The 24,412-nt window shown below is 74.1% G+C and carries 27 protein-coding genes, 1 tRNA gene and 1 riboswitch; of the genes, 23 read left to right on the top strand and 5 right to left on the bottom strand.

The genetic code is table 11. The features are described from left to right. Positions 1 to 565 precede the first annotated feature (565 nt). Both ACK8HX_RS12280 and ACK8HX_RS12285 read right to left on the bottom strand, forming a co-directional pair. Positions 566 to 1,927: a DUF349 domain-containing protein gene (locus ACK8HX_RS12280; RefSeq protein WP_411940994.1), complete on the bottom strand. Its 1,362-nt coding sequence runs from the start codon at positions 1,925 to 1,927 to the stop codon at positions 566 to 568. Between the two features lie 2 nt (positions 1,928 to 1,929). Next, positions 1,930 to 2,727, bottom strand: a complete 798-nt coding sequence (locus ACK8HX_RS12285) for a peptidylprolyl isomerase (RefSeq protein ID WP_411940995.1) — start codon at positions 2,725 to 2,727, stop codon at positions 1,930 to 1,932. A 67-nt stretch (positions 2,728 to 2,794) separates the two neighbouring features. Between ACK8HX_RS12285 and ACK8HX_RS12290 the strand changes: the two genes are divergently transcribed. Next, on the top strand, positions 2,795 to 3,496 hold the full coding sequence (locus ACK8HX_RS12290) for an MBL fold metallo-hydrolase (RefSeq protein ID WP_411940996.1): 702 nt from the start codon (positions 2,795 to 2,797) through the stop codon (positions 3,494 to 3,496). After that, positions 3,493 to 4,836: a histidine--tRNA ligase gene (gene hisS / locus ACK8HX_RS12295; RefSeq protein ID WP_411940997.1), complete on the top strand. Its 1,344-nt coding sequence runs from the start codon at positions 3,493 to 3,495 to the stop codon at positions 4,834 to 4,836. The genes ACK8HX_RS12290 and hisS overlap by 4 nt, the downstream gene beginning before the upstream one ends. On the opposite strand, the gene ACK8HX_RS12300 is transcribed toward hisS, so the two are convergent. Beyond that, entirely contained in the window at positions 4,826 to 5,449 is a 624-nt protein-coding gene (locus ACK8HX_RS12300) for a hypothetical protein (protein ID WP_411940998.1), read from the bottom strand. The two genes, hisS and ACK8HX_RS12300, sit on opposite strands and share 11 nt — an antisense overlap. 125 nt (positions 5,450 to 5,574) lie before the next feature. Between ACK8HX_RS12300 and ald the strand changes: the two genes are divergently transcribed. Then, positions 5,575 to 6,690: an alanine dehydrogenase gene (ald, locus tag ACK8HX_RS12305; RefSeq protein ID WP_411940999.1), complete on the top strand. Its 1,116-nt coding sequence runs from the start codon at positions 5,575 to 5,577 to the stop codon at positions 6,688 to 6,690. Positions 6,691 to 6,728: 38 nt separating this feature from the next. Continuing rightward, the gene (gene xerD, locus ACK8HX_RS12310; RefSeq protein WP_411941000.1) at positions 6,729 to 7,640 is read left to right on the top strand and encodes a site-specific tyrosine recombinase XerD; all 912 of its coding nucleotides are present in this window, start codon (positions 6,729 to 6,731) and stop codon (positions 7,638 to 7,640) included. Between the two features lie 19 nt (positions 7,641 to 7,659). On the opposite strand, the gene ACK8HX_RS12315 is transcribed toward xerD, so the two are convergent. Beyond that, complete coding sequence (locus tag ACK8HX_RS12315) at positions 7,660 to 8,319, bottom strand: hypothetical protein (RefSeq protein ID WP_411941001.1); 660 nt, start codon at positions 8,317 to 8,319, stop codon at positions 7,660 to 7,662. 158 nt (positions 8,320 to 8,477) lie between these two features. On the opposite strand from ACK8HX_RS12315, the gene ACK8HX_RS12320 reads away from it, so the two are divergent. From ACK8HX_RS12320 to ACK8HX_RS12365, 10 genes are all read left to right on the top strand, one after another. Beyond that, positions 8,478 to 9,356: a ParA family protein gene (locus ACK8HX_RS12320; RefSeq protein WP_411941002.1), complete on the top strand. Its 879-nt coding sequence runs from the start codon at positions 8,478 to 8,480 to the stop codon at positions 9,354 to 9,356. Positions 9,357 to 9,360: 4 nt separating this feature from the next. Continuing rightward, positions 9,361 to 10,275, top strand: coding sequence for a segregation and condensation protein A (locus ACK8HX_RS12325; RefSeq protein WP_411941003.1), 915 nt, complete (start codon positions 9,361 to 9,363; stop codon positions 10,273 to 10,275). After that, positions 10,268 to 10,912: an SMC-Scp complex subunit ScpB gene (gene scpB, locus ACK8HX_RS12330; protein WP_411941004.1), complete on the top strand. Its 645-nt coding sequence runs from the start codon at positions 10,268 to 10,270 to the stop codon at positions 10,910 to 10,912. Before ACK8HX_RS12325 ends, scpB begins: the two co-directional genes overlap by 8 nt. Further along, positions 10,909 to 11,877, top strand: coding sequence for a pseudouridine synthase (locus ACK8HX_RS12335; protein WP_411941005.1), 969 nt, complete (start codon positions 10,909 to 10,911; stop codon positions 11,875 to 11,877). Before scpB ends, ACK8HX_RS12335 begins: the two co-directional genes overlap by 4 nt. Next, on the top strand, positions 11,874 to 12,962 hold the full coding sequence (locus ACK8HX_RS12340; RefSeq protein WP_411941006.1) for a prephenate dehydrogenase: 1,089 nt from the start codon (positions 11,874 to 11,876) through the stop codon (positions 12,960 to 12,962). The genes ACK8HX_RS12335 and ACK8HX_RS12340 overlap by 4 nt, the downstream gene beginning before the upstream one ends. An 83-nt stretch (positions 12,963 to 13,045) precedes the next feature. Then, positions 13,046 to 13,744 (top strand): (d)CMP kinase, encoded by a 699-nt coding sequence (gene cmk / locus ACK8HX_RS12345; RefSeq protein ID WP_411941007.1) that lies wholly within the window; start codon positions 13,046 to 13,048, stop codon positions 13,742 to 13,744. Positions 13,745 to 13,772: 28 nt separating this feature from the next. Beyond that, positions 13,773 to 14,459 carry a lysophospholipid acyltransferase family protein gene (locus tag ACK8HX_RS12350; RefSeq protein ID WP_411941008.1) on the top strand — a complete coding sequence of 229 codons (687 nt, stop codon included), beginning with the start codon at positions 13,773 to 13,775 and terminating at the stop codon, positions 14,457 to 14,459. Between the two features lie 177 nt (positions 14,460 to 14,636). Further along, complete coding sequence (der, locus tag ACK8HX_RS12355) at positions 14,637 to 16,109, top strand: ribosome biogenesis GTPase Der (protein ID WP_411941009.1); 1,473 nt, start codon at positions 14,637 to 14,639, stop codon at positions 16,107 to 16,109. Between the two features lie 179 nt (positions 16,110 to 16,288). After that, a tRNA-Pro gene (locus tag ACK8HX_RS12360) sits at positions 16,289 to 16,362 on the top strand. Positions 16,363 to 16,688: 326 nt separating this feature from the next. Next, complete coding sequence (locus ACK8HX_RS12365; protein ID WP_411941010.1) at positions 16,689 to 17,360, top strand: class I SAM-dependent methyltransferase; 672 nt, start codon at positions 16,689 to 16,691, stop codon at positions 17,358 to 17,360. 24 nt (positions 17,361 to 17,384) lie between these two features. Here ACK8HX_RS12365 and ACK8HX_RS12370 read toward each other — a convergent pair whose 3' ends face one another. Beyond that, positions 17,385 to 18,536 (bottom strand): MalY/PatB family protein, encoded by a 1,152-nt coding sequence (locus tag ACK8HX_RS12370; protein ID WP_411941011.1) that lies wholly within the window; start codon positions 18,534 to 18,536, stop codon positions 17,385 to 17,387. Positions 18,537 to 18,593: 57 nt separating this feature from the next. Here ACK8HX_RS12370 and ACK8HX_RS12375 point away from each other — a divergent pair, with 57 nt between their 5' ends. The 9 genes from ACK8HX_RS12375 to ACK8HX_RS12415 all read left to right on the top strand — a co-directional run bounded on the left by ACK8HX_RS12375 (position 18,594) and on the right by ACK8HX_RS12415 (position 24,176). Further along, positions 18,594 to 19,190 carry a CDP-alcohol phosphatidyltransferase family protein gene (locus ACK8HX_RS12375; protein ID WP_411941012.1) on the top strand — a complete coding sequence of 199 codons (597 nt, stop codon included), beginning with the start codon at positions 18,594 to 18,596 and terminating at the stop codon, positions 19,188 to 19,190. Beyond that, positions 19,187 to 20,092 carry a DUF881 domain-containing protein gene (locus tag ACK8HX_RS12380; protein ID WP_411941013.1) on the top strand — a complete coding sequence of 302 codons (906 nt, stop codon included), beginning with the start codon at positions 19,187 to 19,189 and terminating at the stop codon, positions 20,090 to 20,092. The genes ACK8HX_RS12375 and ACK8HX_RS12380 overlap by 4 nt, the downstream gene beginning before the upstream one ends. Then, on the top strand, positions 20,089 to 20,421 hold the full coding sequence (locus ACK8HX_RS12385; protein ID WP_392542152.1) for a small basic family protein: 333 nt from the start codon (positions 20,089 to 20,091) through the stop codon (positions 20,419 to 20,421). Before ACK8HX_RS12380 ends, ACK8HX_RS12385 begins: the two co-directional genes overlap by 4 nt. Continuing rightward, positions 20,418 to 21,197 (top strand): DUF881 domain-containing protein, encoded by a 780-nt coding sequence (locus ACK8HX_RS12390; protein ID WP_411941014.1) that lies wholly within the window; start codon positions 20,418 to 20,420, stop codon positions 21,195 to 21,197. Before ACK8HX_RS12385 ends, ACK8HX_RS12390 begins: the two co-directional genes overlap by 4 nt. Positions 21,198 to 21,229: 32 nt before the next feature. Further along, entirely contained in the window at positions 21,230 to 21,616 is a 387-nt protein-coding gene (gene gcvH, locus ACK8HX_RS12395; protein WP_411941015.1) for a glycine cleavage system protein GcvH, read from the top strand. Positions 21,617 to 21,730: 114 nt separating this feature from the next. Beyond that, positions 21,731 to 22,174: an FHA domain-containing protein gene (locus tag ACK8HX_RS12400; protein WP_411941016.1), complete on the top strand. Its 444-nt coding sequence runs from the start codon at positions 21,731 to 21,733 to the stop codon at positions 22,172 to 22,174. Positions 22,175 to 22,182: 8 nt separating this feature from the next. Continuing rightward, entirely contained in the window at positions 22,183 to 22,884 is a 702-nt protein-coding gene (ftsR, locus tag ACK8HX_RS12405) for a transcriptional regulator FtsR (RefSeq protein WP_411941017.1), read from the top strand. Between the two features lie 30 nt (positions 22,885 to 22,914). Further along, positions 22,915 to 23,412, top strand: coding sequence for a bifunctional nuclease family protein (locus ACK8HX_RS12410; RefSeq protein ID WP_411941018.1), 498 nt, complete (start codon positions 22,915 to 22,917; stop codon positions 23,410 to 23,412). A 179-nt stretch (positions 23,413 to 23,591) separates the two neighbouring features. Continuing rightward, positions 23,592 to 24,176 carry a MerR family transcriptional regulator gene (locus ACK8HX_RS12415; protein ID WP_411941019.1) on the top strand — a complete coding sequence of 195 codons (585 nt, stop codon included), beginning with the start codon at positions 23,592 to 23,594 and terminating at the stop codon, positions 24,174 to 24,176. Between the two features lie 86 nt (positions 24,177 to 24,262). Next, positions 24,263 to 24,355: riboswitch (glycine riboswitch) on the top strand. Positions 24,356 to 24,412 lie beyond the last annotated feature (57 nt).

Genomic DNA, 24,412 nt, shown 5'->3' on the forward strand with positions numbered 1-24,412 from the left:
GTCTCGCGCTTTGCCTCGGGTGGGGAGGCAAGGGGGGGCCTGTCTCGCGCTTTGCCTCGGGTGGGGAGGCAAGGGGGGGCCTGTCTCGCGCTTTGCCTCGGGTGGGGAGGCAAGGGGGGGCCTGTCTCGCGCTTTGCCTCGGGTGGGGAGGCAAGGGGGGGCCTGTCTCGCGCTTTGCCTCGGGTGGGGAGGCAAGGGGGGGCCTGTCTCGCGCTTTGCCTCGGGTGGGGAGGCAAGGGGGCCTGTCTCACGCTTTGCGTCGCGTGGGAAAGCAAAGCGTAGTCCGCGGACCAAGCTGCTCCCGGATCGCAACCCGGACGCCGGACCGGGACGCGGCCGCCGAACGAGGACCCGCCGCCGGATCGGGACCCAGCCGCCGGATCGGGACCCAGCCGTCGGGCGGGCAGGCGGCGCAGGGCAGCGTGATGTCGACGCCCGCGACGTCCTCGGGCCTGACGATCGTGACCACCGCCGCAGCGGTGCGCCGCGGCGACCCCGTCGCGACCTGGCGTTCCTTGGTGTCCCGGAGACGTCCCTCGTTCGCCGGCCCCGCTGCTGGCGGCGGTCAGCCGCCGAACTCGTCGAGACCGGCGCGGGCCTGGTCGAGCCAGACCTGCTGGGCCTCGAGGCGGCCGCGAGCCGCCTCGGCCTTCTTCGCGTCGCCCTTGGCCTCGGCGGCGGCCACCTCGGCCTCGAGCGACGCGACCGACGCCTCGAGCTGGTCGACCATCGACCGGGCGCGGGCCGCGACCTCGGGGTTGGTCTGCTTCCACCGGGCGTCCTCGGCCTCGCGGACGGCGGCCTCGACGCGGCGCATCCGCTTCTCGACGCGCTCGAGGTCTCCGCGCGGCACCTTGCCGGCCTGCTCCCAGCGCTCCTGGACCGAGCGGAGGGCGGCCTTGGCGGCCTCGAGGTCCGTGACCGGCAGGATGGCCTCGGCCTCGGTGAGCAGCTCCTCCTTGACGGCGAGGTTGCCGCGGAACTCCTCGTCCTCGGCCGCCGCGACCTCGTCCTTGCGGCTGAAGAAGGTGTCCTGGGCGGAGCGGAACCGCTCCCAGAGGGCGTCGTCGTCGGCCCGCGCGGCGCGTCCGGCGGTCCGCCAGCGGTCCATCAGCTGCTTGTACGAGCGGGCCGTGGCGGCCCAGTCGGTGCTCGTGGACAGGGCCTCGGCCTCGGCGACGAGCTGCTCCTTGGCGGCCTTGGCGTCGGCGCGGGTCGACTCGAGGTCGGCGAACCAGGAGCGGCGGGCCTTGTCGAAGGTGTTGCGCGCATGGCTGAAGCGCTGCCACAGCGCCGTCTCGGTGCCCTTGTCGAGCTTGGCCCCGGAGCGCTGGTGCTGCTTCCACTCGTCGAGCAGGGCGCGCATCCGCTCGCCACTCGTCTTCCACTGGGTCGAGCCCGGCGGCTGCGCGGCGATCTTCTCCGCCTCGGCGACGATGGCCTCGCGCTGCTCGGCGGCCTCGGCGCGTGCGGCGGCGCGGTGCTCTGCCTCCTGGCTGCGCTTGCCCTCCAGGCCCGCCTCGACGCGCTCGACGGTGGCGTGCAGCGCCGGGAGGTCCCCGACGACGTTGGCCTCGGCGATGTGCTCCTTGAGCGTGGCGAGGCCGTCGGCGACCTCCTTGGCGGAGACGTCCGGGTTGGCCAGGCGCGCCTCGAGCAGCTCGGCGGAGGCGGCCAGCTCGTCGTACTTGCGCGCGAAGTACTGCAGCGCCTCCTCCGGCGTGGCGTCCGGGTACGACCCGACCTCGCGCTCGCCCTCGCCCTCGACGGTGACGAAGACGTGACCCTCCTCGTCGACCCGGCCGAAGCGCGCCGACTCCGAGTGGTTCACCGGCGCCGGCGCCGCGACCGGGCGGGCATGGACCCGTCCGGCGAGGGCGGCCGGCGAGGGGATCGTCGGGCGGGGCGTGGGCTGGTCGTCAGACACGGTCAGGCCTTCTTCTCGGTGACAGCAACCGTGAGGATGCTGATCGGTGCGGCGGGGGCGCCGTCGGTGGGGCTGGACCCGCCGGGAGCGATCCCGGCGGCAGCGATGCGATCGACGATATCCAACCCCTTGGTCACCGTGCCGAACACGGTGTACCCGTCGGGGTCCGGCAGGGAGGAGTCGCCGTAGACGATGAAGAACTGGCCGCCGGTGCCCTTCTCGGCGTCGGAGGTGCGGGCCATCGCGAGGGTGCCGCGCGGGTAGGCGCCGTCCGCCGGGGCGTTCTCGACGCCGAAGCCGTACCCGGGGTCGCCCTGGCCGGTGCCGGTGGGGTCACCGCACTGGAGGACCTTGAGGCCCTCGGACGCCGTGAGGCGGTGGCAGGGGCCGTTGCGCCAGTAGTTCTGGCGCGCCAGCTCGAGGAAGGACGCGACGGCCTGGGGCGCCTTGGCACCGTCCAGGGTGAGCTCGAGGTCACCGCAGTTGGTCGTCACCGTGGCGACGAACGTCCTGCCCTCGGCGGTCCTCTTGTCGGGGAGCTCGAGCTGCGCGCTCGTGCCCAGCGGGGCGGGCGGCGCCACGCACCCGGCTGCGGTCGACGGCTGGGCCGTGCTCGACGCGGGCTCCTCCTGCGAGAACCACCAGCCGGCGAGGGCCAGGGCCGCGACGACGACGAGCACCGTCCCGGTCGCGGCGGCGACCCGGAGGCGTCGCGCGCGGTCGGCGGCACGCTGCGCCTCGCGGCGTCGCACCTTCTCGTACCGGCGTCGCGCGCGGGCGCGTTCCTGCTGCTTGGTCACCCGTGGTCCTCCTCCTGGGCCGTGACGCCGGTCAGTCTAGGCAGGCGTCGGCGGCTACGCTCGCAGCGTGCTCGCCGTCGCCTTTCCCGCCGCCGCGTTCGCCACCAACTGCTACGTCCTCGCGGCGGGTCCGGGGGAGGAGTGCGTCGTCGTCGACCCGGGGATCGGGGTCGAGGACACCCTGCGCGAGGTGCTCCTCGAGCACCGGCTGCGGCCCGCCGCCGTCCTGCTCACCCACGGCCACCTCGACCACGTCTGGTCGGTGGCGCCGGTCTGCGGAGGGGACACCGCGGCCTACATCCACACCGACGACCGCTACCGGCTCGGCGACCCCCTCGCGCTGGTGGCGCCCGGCACCCTCGCGATGTTCGAGGCGCAGTTCGGCGGGACGGCCACGTGGCGCGAGCCCGAGCACGTCGTCGAGATCGGCGACCGCGAGGTGCTCTCCCTGGCGGGCCTGGAGGTGGAGGTGCTCCACGCGCCGGGCCACACCGAGGGATCGGTGATGTTCGGCCTGCCGACCGTGCCCGAGGGCCTCCCGGCCGACGAGGGGTTGGACCGCACGGTGGTGAGCGGCGACGTCCTCTTCGCCGGCTCGATCGGCCGTACCGACCTCGCGGGGGGCTCCGACGTCGCGATGCAGCGCTCACTGCGCGAGGTCGTCCTCCCGCTGCCCGACTCCACGCTCGTCCTCACGGGGCACGGCCCGGCGACGACCATGCGCCGCGAGCGGGCCACCAACCCGTACCTGCGAGGATTGACCGCGTGACCCCTCCCGCCACCAAGGTGACCCCGATCTCCGGGTTCCCCGAGCTCCTGCCCGCCGAGCGCCTCCTCGAGCTGCACTTCCTCGACGTCGTCCGCGAGGTCTTCGAGCTGCACGGGTTCGCGCCGCTCGAGACGAGGGCGGTCGAGCCGGTCGAGCGCCTCCTCGGAAAGGGCGGGGACGCCGACAAGGAGATCTACGCCATCAGCCGGCTCGCAGACGAGGGCGGCTCGGGCCGCGATGCCGAGCTTGGGCTGCACTTCGACCTCACGGTGCCGTTCGCGCGCTACGTCCTCGAGAACGCCGGCAGGCTCGCCTTCCCGTTCCGGCGCTACCAGGTGCAGAAGGTCTGGCGCGGGGAGCGGCCGCAGGAGGGACGGTTCCGCGAGTTCACCCAGGCCGACATCGACGTCGTCGACGTCGGCGAGCTCGCCCCGCACTTCGAGGCCGAGATGCCGCTCGTCATCGCCGAGGCGTTCCGCCGGCTGCCCGTGGGCGAGTTCCGCATCCAGGTGAACAACCGGCAGGTTCCTGAGGGGTTCTACCTCGGCATCGGGCTCGAGGACGTCGCGGGGACGCTGCGCATCGTCGACAAGCTGGCGAAGATCGGGCCCGAGGAGGTCGCCGCACTGCTCGTCGAGGCGGGGGCGAGCGACGAGCAGGCCCGGCTCTGCCTCGCGCTCGCCGCCATCCGCACGGAGGACCTCGGGTTCGTCTCGCAGGTGCGGGCGCTCGGGGTCTCGCACCCCACGCTCGATGCCGGCCTCGAGGCGCTGTCGGCCGTCATCGCCGCGGGTCTGGAGCAGGCACCCGGCACGCTCGTCGCCGACCTGTCCGTCGCCCGCGGGCTCGACTACTACACGGGCACCGTCTACGAGACCCAGCTCCTCGGGTCCGAGGTGTGGGGCTCGGTCTGCTCCGGCGGGCGCTACGACTCGCTGGCCTCCGACGGCCGCACCACCTACCCGGGAGTCGGCATCTCCATCGGCCTGACCCGGCTCGTCCACCTCCTCGTGGCGAAGCGGGGCCTCACGGCGTCGCGGTCGACGCCGGCGGCCGTGCTCGTCGCGGTCGTCGACGAGGAGTCGCGCGGGCGGTCACGCGCGGTCGCAACGGCCCTTCGGGCGCGGGGCATCCCGTGCGAGGTCGCCCCGAGCGCGGCGAAGTTCGGCAGGCAGATCCGCTACGCCGACCGGCGGGGCATCCCGTTCGTGTGGTTCCCCGGGGCGGGGGAGTCCGGCGACCAGGTCAAGGACATCCGCTCGGGCGAGCAGGTCGACGCCGACGCCGCCACCTGGACCTGCCCCGAGGTCGACCTCCGCCCGGCGGTCGTCACCCGCTGACGGCGGGCACCGGAGGGGGCTTGATGCCGCACTCGCGCAGCTCGAGCACCGCGAGGGCGCGCACGACGTCCGGCTCCCCCCGGCGCCAGGCGCCCGCCGGGTCGTGGGTGACCCTCGCGAGGCGCTCCATCGGCTGGTTCGCCATGGCCCGCAGGGCGAACAGGTCGAGGTCCGGTGCTCCGTCGACGGACCGCTGCGCCGCACCGGCCCGCCGGGCGAACCGCACCCGCACGACGAGCCACCAGAGGACGACGAGGACGATCGGCACGGCCGCCGCCACGACCCCGAGGACGACCGCCGAGGTCTCGACGGCGTCGGCGAAGGAGTTGCCCGCCTCCTCGATGCCGGCGCCGGCCCCGGCCGCGGTCCGGAACGGCTCCGCGATCCGGTCGTCGAGCAGGGGCAGGTCGTCGACCGAGTCGCCCGCCGACGTCATCGTGCCGCGGAAGCTGCTGCCCGCCCCGGCGAGCTCGCGCCCGGGCCCGGCGAGCACCGCGACCGCGTCGTGGACGACGCCGCCGACCCACACCCACAGCACCACCCAGGCGACGACGAGCAGGTCCGCGAGGACCTGCCGGGTGCGGCGGACGGGCAGGTCGCTGTAGGGCTTCATGGGGGGTCCTCCCGTGGTCGGGGACGGTCTCGGGCCGGGTCTAGACTCGCATCGCGCTCGACCGGGCGCGGTGTTCGGGGCAACGGAGCCCCGTCGCCCCGACGATCAGACAGGGCCCCACTCACATGAAGGTCGGCATCCCCAGCGAGGTCAAGAACAACGAGTTCCGCGTCGGCATCACGCCGGTCGGGGTGCACGAGCTCGTCCGTCGCGGCCACGACGTCCTCGTCCAGAAGGGGGCCGGTCTCGGGTCCTCGATCACCGACGACGAGTACGTCTCGCAGGGCGCCACGATCATCGGCTCGGCCGACGACGTGTGGGGCGAGGCCGACATGGTCATGAAGGTCAAGGAGCCGGTGGCCGAGGAGTACCACCGCCTGCGCGAGGGCCTGACCCTGTTCACGTACCTCCACCTCGCCGCCGACGAGCCGCTCACCCGCGAGCTCGTCGACAAGAAGGTCACCTCCATCGCCTACGAGACGGTCCAGCTGCCCTCGGGCCTGCTGCCGCTGCTGTACCCGATGTCGGAGGTCGCGGGCTGCCTCGCGCCCCAGGTCGGCGCGCACGCGATGATGAAGGCGCAGGGCGGGCGCGGTGTCCTCATGGGCGGCATCGGCGGTGTCGCGAATGCCAAGGTCGTCGTCCTCGGCGCCGGTGTGGCCGGCCAGAACGCCGCGAACATCGCCCTCGGGATGGGTGCCAGCGTCACCCTCCTCGACACCGACCTGGACAAGCTGCGGATGAGCTTCTGGCGCTACGACAACCGCGTCGCCCAGATCGCGTCGTCGGCGATGTCGGTGCGGGAGCAGGTGCTCGAGGCCGACCTCGTCATCGGCACCGTCCTCATCCCGGGCGCCAAGGCCCCCAAGCTCGTCACCGACGCGATGGTGGCCGAGATGAAGCCCGGCTCGGTCCTCGTCGACGTCGCCATCGACCAGGGTGGCTGCTTCGAGAACAGCCGCCCCACGACGCACGCCGACCCGACCTTCCAGGTCCACGAGTCGATCTACTACTGCGTCGCCAACATGCCCGGCGCCGTGCCCCACACCTCGACGTGGGCGCTGACGAACGCCACGCTGGCGTATGCGACGAAGCTCGCCGACCAGGGCTGGCGTGCGGCGAGCAGGGCCGACCCCGCCCTCGCCCTCGGCCTGAACACCCACGGCGGCCACGTCACGTACGCCGCCGTCGCCGAGGCCTTCGGCATGGACAGCATCTCGATCGACGAGGCCCTGTCCTGACCGACCCCGGCAGCACGCCGACGGCCCGCCCCACCGCGGTGGGGCGGGCCGTCGACGCGTGGCTGACCCACCTCGACGTCGAGCGCGGGCTCTCGCGCCACACCCTCGCCGCGTACCGTCGCGACCTCGCGCGGTGGACCGGCTACCTCGCCGCCCAGGGGGTCGAGCGGCCGGAGGACGTCCGCGAGCCCCACGTGTCCGAGTTCCTCGCGCGGCTTCGCGAGGGCGACGACGAGCACCCGCCGCTCGCCGCGACCTCCGCCGCGCGCACCCTCGTCGCCGTCCGCGGGCTGCACCGCTTCCTCGCGCTCGAGGGCGTCCTCGACGTGGACCCGGCCCGCCGGGTCAGCCCTCCGACCCCGCCGTCGCGCCTGCCCAAGGCGATCGCCGTCGAGGACGTCGAGCGGCTGCTCGACGCGGCCTCGGTCGGCGACACGCCCGCGTCGCTGCGCGACCGGGCGCTGCTGGAGGTGCTGTACGGCACGGGGGCGCGCATCTCGGAGGCGACCGGTCTCGACGTCGACGACGTGCTCGGGGAGGACGGCGTGGTGCGGCTGCGCGGCAAGGGCGGCAAGGAGCGCGTCGTGCCGCTCGGCTCGTTCGCGGCCGCGGCCCTCGAGGCGTACCTCGTCCGGGGGAGACCGGCGTTCGCGGCGGAGGGGCGCGGGACGCCGGCCCTCTTCCTCAACACCCGCGGGGCCCGGCTGTCGCGCCAGAGCGCGTGGGCGGTGCTGCGGGCCGCGGCCGAGCGGGCCCACCTCACCGGGCACCTCTCGCCCCACACGCTGCGGCACAGCTTCGCCACCCACCTGCTCGAGGGAGGGGCCGACGTCCGCGTCGTGCAGGAGCTCCTCGGGCACGCCTCGGTGACGACGACGCAGGTGTACACCCTCGTCACGGTGCAGCGGCTGCGGGAGGTCTACGCGCAGAGCCACCCCCGCGCCCGCTGAGACCAGTGCGCAGTGCGGGTCAGGGGAGGGCGGCTGCGAGGGCCGGGTGGTCGGGGTCGAGCCCCAGGCCGGCTCGCGTCCTGCGGATGACGCCGCCCAGCTCGGCCCGGAAGGCATCCGGGTCGGCCGTCACGAGCGTCCGCCACGCGTCCGCGCGCTCGCGAACCGGGCGCCACCAGCCGACCTCCTCGTCGCCGGACGCGACCGCTCCGAAGAGCGCCGCCGCTTGCGCCCCGTCCCCGGCGATCCCGTGGAGGACGGCCGCGTCCCACGTCGGCCAGCCCACGACCTCCGCCCCGGAGCCGACCCGCGAGGCGGCCGCAGCCGGGGTGGCGTTCGCCCGGCGGCGTTCCTCGACCTCCGCCAGCCCGCCGCGGAGCAGCTCCTCGACGTCGGCCGCGAACTGCTCCTCGGACTCGTACGGGGCGAAGCGCCCGACCCGTACGGGCTCGCCCAGCGAGAGGTGCGGCTCGTCCTCGCCCACGTGCCACGGCCAGGTGACACCGACGTCGAGGTGCGTCCCGCGCGAGAACCCCGAGGGCTGCAGCTCGACGACGCCGACCCACCAGCCGTGGTCGTCGAGCCACACCCGGCCGCGTCCCCGGCGGACCAGCCCCGCGGGCCCCAGGTGCTCGGTGGCCAGGCGCGACAGGATCCTCGTGTGCGGCCTCGTCCCCATCGCCCCAGCATGGGGCATCCCCACCGCGAACGGGGCTCAGTGCCGTCCCCCCGGACGGCGCGCGTCCGTCGGACGCCGTGCGCGCGCTGATAGGGTCGGCGACGATCAGCGCGAGGCTGACCGCAGCACCACCACCGCCACCCGGGGAGAGAAGAGAGTTGGATTCCGACGCGGCGTTCGAGATCCGCACCGCCGGCCAGGTCGGCCCCACCGGCCGCCCCCTCCCCGACTTCCCCGAACCGGCTCCGCTCGCCTCCCACGGGCCCGCCCGGATCATCGCGATGTGCAACCAGAAGGGCGGCGTCGGCAAGACGACGACGACCATCAACCTCGGGGCAGCCCTCGCCGAGCAGGGGCGTCGCGTCCTCCTCGTCGACTTCGACCCGCAGGGCGCCCTCTCCGTCGGCCTCGGGATCAACGTCAACGAGCTCGACGTCACGGTGTACAACCTGCTCATCGAGCGCGGGCACGACGTGCGCGACGTCATCCAGAAGACGAAGGTCGCCGACCTCGACGTCCTCCCGGCGAACATCGACCTCTCCGCCGCCGAGGTCCAGCTCGTCGGTGAGGTCGCGCGCGAGCAGATCCTCGCCCGCGTGCTGCGCCCCGTCCTCGACGAGTACGACGTCGTCCTCGTCGACTGCCAGCCCTCGCTCGGCCTGCTCACCGTCAACGCCCTCACCGCGGCGCACGGCGTCATCATCCCGCTCGAGTGCGAGTTCTTCGCGATGCGCGGTGTCGCCCTGCTCGTCGAGACGATCGAGAAGATCACCGACCGGCTCAACCCGCGCCTGCAGGTCGACGGCATCCTCGCGACGATGTACGACGGCCGCACGCTGCACTCGCGCGAGGTCGTCGCGAGCGTCGTCGAGCACTTCGGCGACGACGTCTTCCACACGGTCATCTCACGCACCGTGAAGTTCCCCGACGCGACCCTCGCCGCGGAGCCGATCACGACCTACGACGGGACGCACAAGGGGGCCGACGCCTACCGGCAGCTGGCCCGCGAGCTCATCGCCCGCGGTGGGGCGGCCTGATCCGATGACGACGCCCCCCGCTGACACCGGGGGCGGCGAGCCGCCGGTCCCGGACCACGACGTCACCCCCGGGGGCGTCCTCACCCGGCGCGCTCCCGCGACCGCGTTCGAGGTCAGCCTCGACAACTTCAGCGGCCCGTTCGACCTGCTGCTCGGCCTGATCAGCAAGCACAGGCTCGACATCACCGAGATCGCGCTCGCGCGGGTCACCGACGACTTCATCGCGCACATCCGGGTCGAGCAGGCCAAGCCCGGCGGGTGGGACCTGTCGCAGGCGACCGAGTTCCTCCTCGTCGCGGCGACGCTGCTCGACCTCAAGGCGGCCCGCCTGCTGCCCCAGGCCGGGCCGGAGGACGAGGAGGACCTCGCGCTCATCGAGGCCCGCGACATCCTCTTCGCGCGCCTGCTGCAGTACCGCGCCTTCAAGGACATCGCCCACACCTTCGGCGAGCGGATGATGACGGCCGGTCGCCGCCACCCGCGCACCGCGGCGCTCGAACCGCACCTCGCCGCACTGCTGCCCGAGCTCGTCATCACCATCACCCCCGAGCAGCTCGCGATGGTCGCGGCCCGGGCCCTGACGCCCAAGCCGGTCCCGACCGTGGGGCTGGGTCACCTCCACGCGCCGCAGGTCAGCGTCCGCGAGCAGGCGGGCGTCATCGGGCAGCGGCTGCGACGTGAGCGGGTGGCCTCGTTCCGCACCCTCGTCGCCGACGCCGACTCCACGCTCGTCGTCGTGGCCCGCTTCCTCGCGCTCCTCGAGCTGTTCCGCGAGCGGGCCATCTCCTTCGAGCAGGCCGAGGCGCTCGGCGAGCTGACCGTGCGGTGGACCGGCCCCGAGGAGGGCGACATCGAGGTCACCGACGAGTTCGACGAGACGACCGACCAGACCCCGACCGAGGAGGACCCCGATGAGTGAGCACGAGCCCCCGCCCGCCGACGAGGCGCCCGAGCCGGCGCCCGTGGCCGCGGAGGAGCAGCTCGCCTTCGACGTCGCCGACTTCCCGGGCGGCATCCACGGGGCCCTCGAGGCCGTCCTCATGGTCGTCGACGAGCCGGTGACCTCGGTGTCGCTGGCATCGGCGCTCGAGCGGCCCGTCGCCGACGTCGAGGCCGCGCTCGGCGAGCTCGAGGACGGCTACGCCGCGCAGAACCGCGGCTTCACGCTGCGCCAGGTCGGCGGCGGCTGGCGGATGTACAGCCGTCACGAGTACGCCCCCGTCGTCGAGCGGTTCGTCCTCGACGGCCAGCAGGCCCGGCTGACCCAGGCCTCGCTCGAGACGCTCGCCGTCATCGCCTACCGCCAGCCGGTGTCGCGCTCCCGCGTGGCCGCCGTGCGCGGCGTCAACGTCGACGGCGTCATCCGCACGCTGCTGAGCCGCGGCCTCATCGAGGAGCTCGGGCACGACCCCGAGTCCACTGCCACCCTGTACGGCACGACGTCGTACTTCCTCGAGCGCCTGGGGCTGCAGAGCCTCGACGACCTCCCGGCGCTCGCCCCCTACCTGCCCGAGGTCGACATGCTCGACGAGATCGCCGAAGGAGGCCGGGGATGACCCCGCCGAAGAGTCGTGGAGGAGCACCGTCCGGCAAGGGCGGCGGACGCTCCGGAGGACGTGGGCGCGGTGGCGCCGGTGCCGGCCAGGGCGGCAAGCCCGGGAAGGGCGGTCCCCGCGGGGCCGGCGGCGGTGCGGGCAAGGGCCCGCGCGACCACCGCTTCGGCGTCGGGACGACCAAGCCGAGCCAGCCGACGCGCCCCAAGGCGGCGCCGGCACGCCCCGTCATCGACGTCCACGACCCGGACGGCGTGCGGCTGCAGAAGCTGCTCGCCGCGGCGGGGGTCGGTTCGCGGCGGGTCTGCGAGGACCTCATCACGGCGGGACGCGTCGAGGTCGACGGCCAGGTCGTCACCGAGCTCGGCGTGCGGATCCTGCCCACCCAGACCGTGCACGTCGACGGCGTGCGGGTCCAGCTCGACGAGTCGCGGGTGTACCTCGCGTTCAACAAGCCGCTCGGTGTCGTCACCTCGATGAGCGACGAGCTAGGCCGGGTCGACATCGGCGACTTCGTGGCGAACCGCAAGGAGCGCCTGTTCCACGTCGGCCGCCTCGACGCCGACACCGAGGGGCTGCTCCTCCTCACCAACGACGGCGACCTCGCGCACCGGCTCCAGCACCCGCGCTACGGCGTCCTCAAGACCTACCTGGCGCAGATCCCCGGCCCGGTCGCCCGTGACCTCGGCAAGCGGCTGCGCGAGGGCATCGAGCTCGAGGACGGCCCCGTCGCCGTCGACTCGTTCCGGATCGTCGACCACGCGCCGGGCAAGGCGCTCGTCGAGGTCGTGCTCCACGAGGGGCGCAAGCACATCGTGCGCCGGATGCTCGCCGAGGTCGGGCACCCCGTCATCACCCTCGTCCGCACCCAGGTCGGCCCCATCCACCTCGGCGACACCAAGCCCGGGAAGTGGCGCAACCTGTCGACGGCCGAGGTCGCGGCGCTGTACGCGGCCGCCGACCTGTGACCTCGGTCCACGTCGTCGGCACCGGGCTCGTCGGGACGAGCCTGGGCCTCGCGCTGTCGCGGCGCGGCGACGACGTGACCCTCGAAGACATCAGCCCCACGCACGAGGCGCTGGCGCGCGACCTCGGCGCCGGGCGGCTCCCCGGTCCCGGTGGCCCGGCCCCGGACCCCGACCTCGTCGTCGTCGCGACCCCGCCCGACGTCACCGCGGCGGTCGTGGCCGACGTGCTCGCCCGGTTCCCGCGGGCGGCGGTCACCGACGTCGCGTCGGTCAAGGGCACCGTCCTCGACGCGCTCCGCGCGGCCGGCACCGACCTGTCCCGCTACTGCGGGTCCCACCCGATGGCGGGCCGCGAGCGGTCGGGCGCGGTGTCGGGACGGCACGACCTGTTCGACGGCCGGGCCTGGGTCCTCACCCCGACCGCCGAGACCGACCCGGCGGTCACCGAGCTGGTCACCGCCGTGGCCCGCTCGGTCGGCGCGGCGGTCAGCGTCCTGGACCCGGAGCGCCACGACGCGGCCGTCGCCGCGGTCTCGCACGTCCCGCAGCTCGCGGCGAGCCTCGTCGCGGCCCGGCTCGAGGCGCTCGACGAGAGAGCCGTGGCCCTCGCGGGGCAGGGGCTGCGCGACGTCACGCGCATCGCGGCCAGCGACCCGCACCTGTGGACCCAGATCCTCGCGGGCAACGCCCCCGCGGTGCGGACCGTGCTCGCCGACCTCGCCGCCGACCTCGAACGGGTCGTCGGCGCCCTCGACGAGCTGTCGTCGTCCGCCGACGCCCCCGGGGCGCGGGGGACGCTCGCCCGTGCCATCGCCGCCGGGAACGCCGGGCACGCCCGCATCCCCGGCAAGCACGGCGCCGCGCCCACCTCGTACGAGACGGTGCGCGTGCTCATCCCCGACGAGCCGGGGCAGCTCGGCCGGCTGTTCGCCGACATCGGGGCCATCGGGACGAACATCGAGGAGTTCCACCTCGACCACGGGCTCGGCCAGCCGTTCGGCCTCGCCGAGGTCGACGTCGTGCCCGCGGCCGCGGCCGGCCTCGCCGACGCGCTCGAGGAGCGGGGCTGGCGGATCCACGGCTGAGGCAGGCCACGGGGCAGGCGGCCCGCGCAGCCGGGGCGGGTCACGCGCAGCACCGTCGTGGTGCGCCACTAGGCTGACGGCCCATGACCGCACCCCTGACGATCGCGATCGACGGCCCGTCCGGCTCCGGCAAGAGCAGCGTGTCCAAGGCCGTCGCCCGTCGCCTCGGCGTCGGCTACCTCGACACCGGCGCCATGTACCGGGCGCTCACGTGGTGGTGCCTCGAGCGCGGGCTCGACCTGTCGGACACCGAGGCCGTCGCGGCCGCGGCGCGCGAGCTGCCGCTCGTCATCTCGACCGACCCCGACGACCCGACGGTGACGGTCGACGGGACCGACGTCGGCGAGGCGATCCGCTCGACGCGGGTCAGCACCGCCGTGTCGGCCGTCGCGACGAACCTCGAGGTCCGCTCGGTGCTCCGGGTGCTGCAGCGCGACCTCATGGCGCGTGCCGCCGAGCAGTCCGGCGGCGTCGTCGCCGAGGGCCGCGACATCACCACCGTCGTGGCACCGGACGCGCGGGTGCGCGTCCTCCTCACCGCGTCGGAGGACGCCCGGCTGCGGCGCCGCTCGGCCGAGCTCCACGGCGCGACCGACGCCACGGCGGTCGAGGCCACCCGCGACCAGGTCGTGCGCCGCGACCGGGACGACTCGACGGTGTCCTCGTTCACCGAGGCGGCCCCCGGCGTGACCCTCGTCGACACCTCCGAGCTCGACTTCGACGAGAGCGTGGAGGCCGTCCTCGACGTCGTCGCCGCAGAGACGGCCGAGCCCGTCGGGTGAGCCGGACCGTGCCCGGGCGGCGGCCCGCGTGAACGAGGTTCCGGCGCCCGCGCCGTGGCGCGCGAGAGCCGGGCACGTCGTCGGCCGCGTCCTCGTCCGCGGCCTGTACTCGGCGCGGGCTGTCGGGTCCGCCAACGTCCCCGGCCGGGGGCCGGTGGTGCTGGCCGCCAACCACACCGGGTACCTCGACGGCGCGGTCGTCCTCGCGATGGCTCCCCGCCCCTCGCACTTCCTCGTCCTCGCGAAGACCTTCGAGGGGTTCGTCGGGCACCTGCTCCGCTGGAGCGGCCAGATCCCCATCGACCAGGGGCGTGGTGACCGCCAGGCGCTCGGTCAGGCACTGGAGGTACTCGGACGCGGGGGAGTTGTCGGCATCTTCCCCGAGGGCGGGCGGGGTCGCGGTGACCTCGCGTCCGCGGGGAAGGGTGTCGCGTGGCTGGCGCTGCAGTCGGGCGCGGTCGTGGTGCCGACGGCCTGCCTCGGGACCCGCCGCACCGGCGAGCTGGCGGCGTGGTGGCCGCCGCTGCGTTCCCGGCTGGTCGTCGACCTCGGCGAGCCGGTCGTCCTCGACCTCCCGGCCGGCCTTCCGGGGCGGGTCCGGCTCGAGCTCGCCACCGAGCAGATCCGCGAGGCGCTCGTGGCCCACGTCCACGCCGCGGCCGAGCTCCACGGCATCCCGCTGCCCACCGACGTCCCGCCCGACCTCGTCGACTGACCCCGCCCCGCCCTCGTTCGCGACCTACCGCCTGGTAGATGCCGTGATCACGACACCTACCAGGCGGTAGCTCGCGGTACAGCGGGGGATGACGCCCCCCACGGCCCGGCCCCGGGTGGCTCTCGCTGGCCGCCCGGGTGGTCCGGGGCACCCTCCGGCGTGGGGGAGAATGGACGGATGAGCACCGAGGACCCCACCACGCAGACCCAGGACCCCGCAGCCGTCGAGCGCGCGCTGCGGGTCGGTCTCGAGGAGTTCGAGCTCTCCGAGGACGACCGCGTCCTCCTCGACCGCGACGGCACCGAGGTCGACACCGAGGAGGCCACCGGCCCCGTCCCGGTCGTCGCGGTCGTCGGGCGCCCCAACGTCGGCAAGTCGACCCTCGTCAACCGGATCATCGGCCGCCGCGAGGCGGTCGTCGAGGACGTCCCGGGCGTCACCCGCGACCGCGTCGCCTACGACGCCGAGTGGACGGGCACCCGCTTCACCCTCGTCGACACCGGCGGCTGGGCGGTCGACGCCACGGGCATCCACCTGCGTGTCGCCGAGCAGGCCGAGATCGCCGTCGAGCTCGCCGACGCCGTGCTCTTCGTCGTCGACGCCACCGTCGGCGCCACCGACGACGACGAGTCCGTCGTCAAGCTGCTGCGCCGCTCCGGGAAGCCCGTCGTGCTCGTCGCCAACAAGGTCGACGACCAGCGCACCGAGGCCGACGCCGCCGCCCTGTGGAACCTCGGCCTCGGCCAGCCGTGGCCCGTCTCGGCCCTCCACGGGCGGGGGAGCGGCGACGCGCTCGACGCCCTCCTCGACGTCCTCCCCGAGTTCTCTCAGGCCGGTGGCGCCTACGAGCGCGGCGGGCCCCGGCGCGTCGCCCTCCTCGGGCGGCCCAACGTCGGCAAGTCCTCGATGCTCAACAAGCTCGCCGGCTCCGAGCGCGTCGTCGTCGACAACGTCGCCGGCACGACCCGGGACCCCGTCGACGAGCTCATCGAGCTGCGCGGGCGCACCTGGCGCTTCGTCGACACCGCCGGGATCCGCCGCCGCGTCCACCAGACCCGCGGCGCCGACTTCTACGCCTCGCTGCGCACCCAGACGGCGCTGGAGAAGGCGGAGGTCGCGGTCGTCCTCGTCGACGCCAGCGAGACCATCACCGAGCAGGACATCCGCGTCATCCAGCAGGTCATCGACTCCGGGCGCGCCCTCGTCATCGCCTACAACAAGTGGGACCTCACCGACGAGGAGCGGCGCCACTTCCTCGAGCGCGAGATCGAGCGCGACCTCGTGCAGATCCCGTGGGCTCCGCGGGTCAACGTCTCGGCCCGCACCGGCCGGCACATGGAGAAGCTCGTGCCGGCGCTCGACACGGCCCTGGAGTCGTGGGAGACGCGCATCTCCACCGGACGCCTCAACGCCTTCCTCGGCGAGGTCGTCGCGGCGCACCCGCACCCGGTGCGCGGCGGCAAGCAGCCCCGCATCCTGTTCGCCACCCAGGCCGGAACCCGCCCGCCGCGGTTCGTGCTCTTCGCGTCGGGCTTCATCGAGGCCGGGTACCGCCGGTTCGTCGAGCGCCGCCTGCGCGAGGAGTTCGGCTTCGAGGGGACCCCGATCGAGATCTCGGTCCGCGTCCGCGAGAAGCGCTCCCGCCGCTGACCCGCCGCTGTCCCAGCTTTCCCGCCTGATGCCGGAAGCTTCGGTGGGGCACCCCGAAGTTCGGGGTGCCCCACCGAAGCTTCCGGTGCCACGAAGGGGGTCGCCCACGCGTCAGGCGCGATTGGGTCGCGCCGGGTCGTGTGGGATAAGGTTTCGACGCTCCCGCGAGGGGGCAGCCACGGGCTGTGGCGCAGCTTGGTAGCGCACTTGACTGGGGGTCAAGGGGTCGCAGGTTCAAATCCTGTCAGCCCGACAGCGCGACGAGGCCCTGCTGGATTCGACGGAGTCGATCCAGCAGGGCCTCGTCCCTTGTCGGGCGACAGGATGCAGGGAGCGGGCTTCGGGTTGCGACGAAGGAGCTGGCCGGACCCGCGGCGTCCTGTCTGGCCCCCTGTCCGACGAGTAGCCCCCCTCGGCTGTCACCCCGAGGCCCGAGGCGACCCGGGACGAGGTCGCTCCACCCCATGACACGGGAACGTTGAGGATGGCACCAGTTACGTTCCCGTGCCCAGCACAAGGTTCCGGCATCAGGCGGGAAAGGTGTGACGCCCCGGGGGGTGGGGCCTAGGGTCGGTGGGCATGGGTGACGAGCGCGCGTGGGGGCCCGCCGCGGACCGGCTGGGGCAGGCGGCCGCCGCCGACGGCGAGCCGACCCGCTGGTTCGAGGAGCTGTGGTCGGCCGCGGTCCGCGACGAGATGGACACCCCGTGGGACCGCGAGGGGCCCTACCCCGCCGTCGCGGAGGTCGTCGACGCGCAGGGAGACGGCGGCGGCCGCCGCGCCGTCGTCATCGGCGCGGGCCTCGGCCACGATGCCGAGCACCTCGCCGCCCGGGGCTGGGTGACCACGGCCTTCGACGTCTCGCCCAGCGCGGTCGAGCTCGCCCGGGGCCGCCACCCGGGCAGCGCCGTGGACTACCGCGTCGCCGACCTCCTCGCCCTGCCCGACGACCTTCGGGGAGCCTTCGACCTCGTCCTCGAGGTGTTCACCGTCCAGGCCCTGACGCCGGCCGTTCGCGAGGAGGCCGCTGCCGGGGTCCGCGCCCTCCTCGCACCGGGGGGCACGCTCCTCGCCTGCCAGATCGCCCGCGAACCGGGGGAGTCCCCGCAGGACGGGCCGCCCTGGCTCCTCGACGAGGCCGAGATGGCGGTGTTCGCCTCCGGGGACGTCACGCTCGAGGGCATCGACCGTGCGCCGCTGCCGAACGACCGCACCCTCATGCGGGCGACCCTGCGGCGGGCGCGCTCCTAGCCCGCGACCTGCGTCGTCACCGCGTCAGAGGACCGACGCCATCCGCCGCACGGCCTCCTCGAGGACCTCGGGGGAGGTGGCGAAGTTGAGCCGGGCGAACCCGCGCCCCGCCTCCCGGCCGTAGCCCGGTCCGGACGACAGGGCCACCCGGCCCCGCGCCCGGAACACCGCGGCGGGGTCGTCGCCGAGACCGAGGTCGCGGCAGTCGAGCCACGCGAGGTAGGTCGCCTCCGGCGCCCGCCACCGGACCCCGGGGAGGTGCTCGTCCAGCAGGTCGCCGAGCAGGGCCCGGTTCGCCGCCAGCTCGCCGACGAGCCGGGCCAGCCACTCGCGGCCCTCGTCGAGGGCGGCGACGTGCCCGATGGCGCCGAGGTGGGAGGACCCGTGGGTGTGCACCTCGTGCAGGCGCGCGAGGTCGGCCCGCGCGCCCGGGCCCGCGATGGCGAGCGCCGACTTCAGCCCGGCGAGGTTCCAGCCCTTCGAGGGCGAGAACACGGCAAGACCGCGCTCGGCCCCCGGCACCGTCAGGTACGGGGTGAACGGCACCGACCCCGGGTGCACGAGCGGTGCGTGGATCTCGTCGGACACCACGCGCACCCCGTGCTCCTCCGCCAGTGCGGCCAGCTGCGCCAGCTCGGCCGCCGTGTGCACGACGCCGGTGGGGTTCTGCGGGTTGCACAGCAGGTAGGCCGCGCGCTGTCCGGACGACGTCGCCGCGCGGAACGCCGCACCGAGCGCGTCGGGGTCCAGCCGCCCGTCCGCCGTCAGCGGCGCGTCGACCCGACGCCGGCCGATCGCGTCGACGAAGCCGAAGAACGAGTCGTAGACCGGGGGCGAGACGACGACCGGACCGCCCTCGTCGGTGAGCAGGCGCAGCAGCTCGGCGGCCCCGATCATCACGTCGGGGACGACCTGCGTCAGCGACGGGTCGACCGCCCAGCCCCAGGTCTCGCGGGCGTAGCGGAGCACCGAGGCCGCGTACCGCGGCGCCCACCCGTACCCGGTGTCGCCCCGCTCGGTGGCAGCCACGACCGCCCGCACGACGGCGGGGCAGGGCGCGACGTCCATCTCGGCCACCCAGAGGGGCAGCACGTCGGGCGGGTACGCGACCCACTTCACGCTCGTGCGGGTCGCGCGCAGCTCGGCCTCGGAGGAGGAGAGGAGGGCGCCGGTCATGTCGACACCCTAGGACGGCCGCGGGCGCGGGACCCGCCACGGCATACAGTGGCCGTCATGTCGACGGGGGCCCCCCAGGAGGCCGTGAGCAGCCGGGTGCTCACGGTCCCGAACGCGCTGTCCGCGCTCCGGCTCGTCGGTGTGCCGGTCTTCCTCTGGGCCGTCCTCACCGAGCGCGACGGGCTCGCCCTCGGCCTCCTCGTGGCGTCCGGCGCCACCGACTACCTCGACGGCAAGATCGCCCGCCACTACGGGCTGGTCTCCCGGGTCGGCCAGGTCCTCGACCCCGTCGCCGACCGCCTCTACATCGTCTCGACCCTGCTCGGGCTGGCGTGGCGGGACATCATCCCGTGGTGGCTCGTCGCGGTCCTGTTCGCGCGCGAGGCGTTCATGGCGGTCGTGGTCCTCGTCGCCAAGCGCCACGGCTGGGTGGGCCTTCCGGTCCACTTCGCCGGCAAGGCCGCGACGTTCAACCTCCTCTACGCCTTCCCGCTCCTCCTCCTCGCCGAGGGGTCGAGCACCTTCGCGGACGTCGCGGAGCCGGTCGCGTGGGGCTTCGTGTGGTGGGGCACGGCCCTGTACTGGCTGGCCGGCATCCTCTACGCCCTCCAGCTCCGCCGGCTCCTGGCCGTGCCGAGGGCGGTCGCGGCGTGAGCGTCGACGAGCGCCCGCCCGCGCGCCGGCCGGACGCGTCGATGACGTTGCTGACGACGATGCTCGAGCGCCCGCTCGACCCCGGGTACGCGGCGGCGGCCGAGCGCCGCGAGGCGGCAGGGCTCCCGCGGTCGACCTCGCTGTCGTCGCCGCGCCTGCTCGTCGCCGCGGTCGCCATCGGCCTCGTGGTCGGTGTCGCCTCGTACAACCTCACGACGGGCAACGAGCCGCGCAGCCAGGCCAGGGCCGACCTCATCCGCGAGATCGAGCAGCGTCGCACCGACGTCGACCGGCTCGGGGCCAGGGCTGCCCAGCTCCAGGCAGAGGTGACGGCGATCGAGTCCGAACAGCTCGGCGAGGCGGCCGGCGCGAGCCGGGGCCGCGACCTCGCCGCCGTCGTCGGGGCGATCCCGCTCACCGGGCCCGGGTTCGTCCTCACCATGGACGACGCGCCCACCGGCGACGGCGAGAGCGACGAGGAGTCCTCCGAGGGCCGGGTGTTCGCGCGCGACCTGCAGTTCGTCACGAACGCGATGTGGGCCGCGGGCGCCGAGGCCGTGAGCATCAACGGCCAGCGGCTGGCCGCCAACTCGGCCATCCGCTTCGCCGGCTCGGCGATCATCGTCGACAACCGTCCGCTCGGGCGGCCCTACCGGATCACGGCGCTCGGGGACCCCGGCCGCTTCCCGGCCGACTTCGCCGACGGCGAGGGTGGCACCTACCTGTCGACCCTGCGCAGCTCGTTCGGGGTACGGGTCGACACCGAGGTCAGGGACGACCTGACCGTCCCGGCCGCCGTCGGCCTGACGACCCGGTTCGCCCGCACCGGCGATACTGGTGCCGCTGACTCCGGGGCGGCCTCGACGTCGCCCACGCCCACCCCCGAAGGGAGCCCGTCGTGATCCCGGCCATCGGCCTGGCGCTCGGCATCATCATCGGCCTGATCCTCCAGCCGACCGTGCCCGTGTGGCTCCAGCCGTACCTGCCGATCGCGGTGATCGCCGCCCTCGACGCGGTCTTCGGCGCGGTCCGGGCCATCCTCGACGGCATCTTCGACGACAAGGTCTTCGTCGTCTCCTTCCTCTCCAACGTCGTCGTCGCGGCCTTCATCGTCTTCCTCGGCGACAAGCTCGGCGTCGGCAGCCAGCTGTCCACCGGGGTCGTCGTCGTCCTCGGGGTCCGGATCTTCTCCAACGTCGCCGCCATCCGCCGCCACCTGTTCAACGCATGACCGGCACCGAGCCCCCCGTCACCGACGCGTCCCCGGACGAGCAGCCGGAGACCTCGAGGGCGTGGCGCCGGCTGCTGCGTGCCGGGTCGCCTCGTGCGACGCGCGCCAACCTCCTCGCGATGGTCCTCGCGGGGGCGCTCGGGTTCGCGATCATCACCCAGGTCCGCCAGACCTCGATCGAAGGCCTGGACACCCTGCGCGAGGACGAGCTGGTCCGCATCTTCGCCGGGGTCGACCAGGACGGCGAGCAGCTGGCCGACGAGATCCGCGGCCTGGAGTCCTCGCTCCTGCGGCTGCAGAGCCAGACGACGAGCGAGGCCGAGGCGCAGCGGGCCGCCCGTGAGCGGCTCGACTCCCTCGGCATCCTCGCCGGCACCGCGCCGGCGAAGGGCTCGGGCATCGTGCTGACGATCGGCGACCCCGACCTCAAGGTCGACCCGACCCTCGTCCTCGACACCGTCCAGGAGCTGCGGGCCGCGGGCGCGGAGGCGATCCAGATCGGCGACGTCCGCGTCGTCGCGAGCACGTGGTTCGCCGAGGCCGAGGGCGGCCTGTCGGTGTCGGGGACCACCGTGCGCCCGCCCTACGTCATCCGCGCGATCGGCGACGGCAGCGGCCTCGCCGGCGCGATGGAGATCCCCGGCGGCGTCACGGCCAGCGTCCGCCGGGCCGGGGGCAGCACCGACATCCAGGTGCGCGAGGAGGTCGAGGTCGACGCGTTGCTGACCCTCCGGCCTCCTCAGTACGCTCGGCCCGTACCCACCACCACCCCCTGACGGGCCGACCCGGCCCTGCCCAAAGGAGCAACATGAGCGACCTCGAGTACCCCGCCGGCCTGCGCTACACCGCTGAGCACGAGTGGGTGCGCTCGGAGGGTGATGTCGTGCGCATCGGCATCACGTCCTTCGCCCAGGAGGCGCTCGGTGACGTCGTCTACGTCAGCCTCCCGGCCGTCGGCGACGCGGTGACGGCGGGCGACACCTGCGGCGAGGTCGAGTCGACCAAGTCGGTCAGCGACCTCTACGCGCCGGTCAGCGGCGAGGTCACGGCCGTCAACCCGGCCCTGGACACCACCCCCGAGCTCGTGAACTCCGACCCCTACGGCGAGGGCTGGATGTACGAGCTGCGACCCTCGGACGCGGGCGATGTCGAGGCCCTCCTCGACGTCGACGCCTACCAGGCGCAGCTGTCCTGACCTCGAGCGCGGTCGCGCCGCGCCCCGTCCGGCGCAAAAGGTGGGCACGACACCCGGTGTGAACTAGGGTGTGACACTCCCGGGGACGCACGACGACGAGAGGCTGAGGTCGACATGAGTGACGAGCGCGAGGACCCCCAGGTCCCCGAGCCGACGACGATGCGGCTGCAGGCCGTCCAGGGCGAGACCGTCGAGCAGGTGCCCGAGACCGACCACGTCCTCACCAAGGCCGACCTCGTCACCGTCGAGGCCCTGCGCCCCGGCACCGCCCTCCTCGTCGTCCTGCGCGGCCCCAACACCGGGGCCCGCTTCCTCCTCGACGACGACGAGGTGATGTCGGGCCGGCACCCTGACAGCGACATCTTCCTCGACGACGTCACCGTCTCGCGCAAGCACGCGGTCTTCACGCGCACCGGTGGCGGCTTCGTCGTCCGCGACGTCGGCTCCCTCAACGGCACCTACGTCAACCGCGAGCTCGTCGACGAGGCGACCCTCAAGACCGGCGACGAGGTCCAGATCGGCAAGTTCCGGCTCGTCTTCTACGCGAGCCAGGCCTGACCGCAGCGGTGCCCGAGGAGGCCGCGGGCCGCCCGCTCACCGTCGGGGCGGTCGTGCGCGCGCTGCGCGAGGAGTTCCCGGACGTCTCGATCAGCAAGGTCCGCTTCCTCGAGGCCGAAGGGCTCGTGACGCCGACGCGCACCGGCTCCGGGTACCGGCAGTTCTCCACCGCCGACGTCGACCGCATCCGGTACGTCCTGCGGGCCCAGCGTGACCTGTTCTGGCCGCTGCGCGTCATCCGGGACAACCTCGACGCCCTCGACCGCGGGCTGACCCCGGGGGAGGGGAGCGACCTTCGCGCCCGGGCCCCCGAGCCGGCCGCAGACCCCGCGGTCCCGGCCGTCGACGAGCTCGTCGCCTCCACGCGGATGCGGCTCACCCGCGCCGAGCTCGCCGCTGCCAGCGGCCTGCACGTCGCCGAGGTCGACGACCTCGTGGCCCACGGGCTGCTGCGCCCCGGACCGGACGGACACCACGGTGAGGCCGACCTCAGGGTCGCCCGCGCCGCCGCCGGGTTGGCCGCCCACGGTCTCCAGGCCCGTCACCTCAGGCCGTTCCGGACCGCCGCCGACCGGGAGGTCGGGCTCGTCGAGCAGGCCGTCGCAGGTCGCCGCGGCCCCGATGCCGAGCGCCGCGCCGCCGAGGTGGCGCACCTGTGCCTCACCCTCCACGCCGCCCTCGTCCGTGGGGGTCTTCGCGGCACCTCCTGACCCGACAGGTCGTGGGGGTACGGTGAGGGAATGAAGGTCCTGGACGTGCTCGGGGTGCGGGTCGAGATGCCGACCAACCAGCCGATCGTGCTCCTGCGCGAACGCGACGGCGACCGCTACCTGCCGATCTGGATCGGGGCGGCCGAGGCGACGGCCATCGCCTACGCGCAGCAGGGGGTCGTGCCACCACGTCCGCTCACCCACGACCTGCTCCGCAACGTCATCGACGCGCTCGGCCACGAGCTGACCCGCGTGCGGATCGTCGAGCTCCGCGACGGGGTGTTCCACGCGATGCTCGACCTCGACGGGGGAGCGGCCGCCGGCGGCACCGACATCGAGTCACGGTCCTCGGACGCCATCGCGCTCGCGCTCCGGGCCGGTGCCGAGATCGTCGCCGAGGAGAGCCTGCTCGACGAGGCCGGGGTCGAGATGAACGAGACCGAGGACGACGAGGTCGAGCGGTTCAAGGAGTTCCTCGACCAGGTCTCCGCCGACGACTTCGACACCGAGACCGAGACCGGCCCTTGACGGGAGGGCGGACGCCCCTCCCCGGCCGCGACACGCCGGTGAGCACGTGGACCCCGCGGTCGTTGACCACCGTCACACCTGCCCCTAGCGTCACACCCGTCACACCCGTGACGAACAAGTCACGTCGGTGTCATTCACGGCGTACAGTCGTGACGTCCAGGCGAGTCGAGGAGGTAGGCGTGGTCTCCAGCGGAGAGGCGCGACAGCAGGGCTCGGGCCCGGTGCCCGCGCAGGGCGTGCTGTTCGCCAGCGACCTTCCCGAGCTCGACGACGAGGTCGGCTACCGCGGGCCCACGGCCTGCAAGGCGGCCGGCATCACCTACCGCCAGCTCGACTACTGGGCCCGCACCGGGCTCGTCGAGCCCTCGGTCCGCCCGGCCGGTGGCTCGGGCACGCAGCGGCTCTACGGCTTCCGCGACATCCTCGTCCTCAAGGTCGTCAAGCGGCTGCTCGACACCGGGGTCTCGCTGCAGCAGATCCGCGGCGCCATCGGCGTGCTGCGGGCCCGCGGCGTCGACGACCTGGCGCAGATCACCTTGATGAGCGACGGCGCCTCGGTCTACGAGTGCACCTCGAACGACGAGGTCATCGACCTGCTCCAGGGCGGTCAGGGCGTCTTCGGCATCGCCGTCGGCAAGGTCTGGCGCGAGGTCGAGGGCGAGCTCGCGGCCCTGCCGAGCGAGCGCGCCGAGCACGAGGGCGGCGCCGAGGCTCCCCAGCCCGGCGACGAGCTCGGCGCCCGCCGCGCCGCGCGCCTCGCCTGAGGTCGCAGCCCCCTCCCACGATCCTCGACGGGCCGTCCGGGCGGACGGCCCGTCGGCGTGTCCGGTGGTAGATTCGGCGCTGCCGCTCACACCGTGCGGGAGAGACCTCGACGACGTCGGGGCGCCGAAGGGGCAAACCTCCCCGGAACCTCTCAGGCGCAAGGGACCGCACGGATCAGGCACCTGTGGAGCACCGGACCCGGTGTGACAGAGGGGGAGACGTCAGGTCGTCGTCC

Source organism: Oryzobacter faecalis (assembly GCF_046764005.1).
Taxonomy (GTDB): Bacteria; Actinomycetota; Actinomycetes; order Actinomycetales; family Dermatophilaceae; genus Oryzobacter; species Oryzobacter faecalis.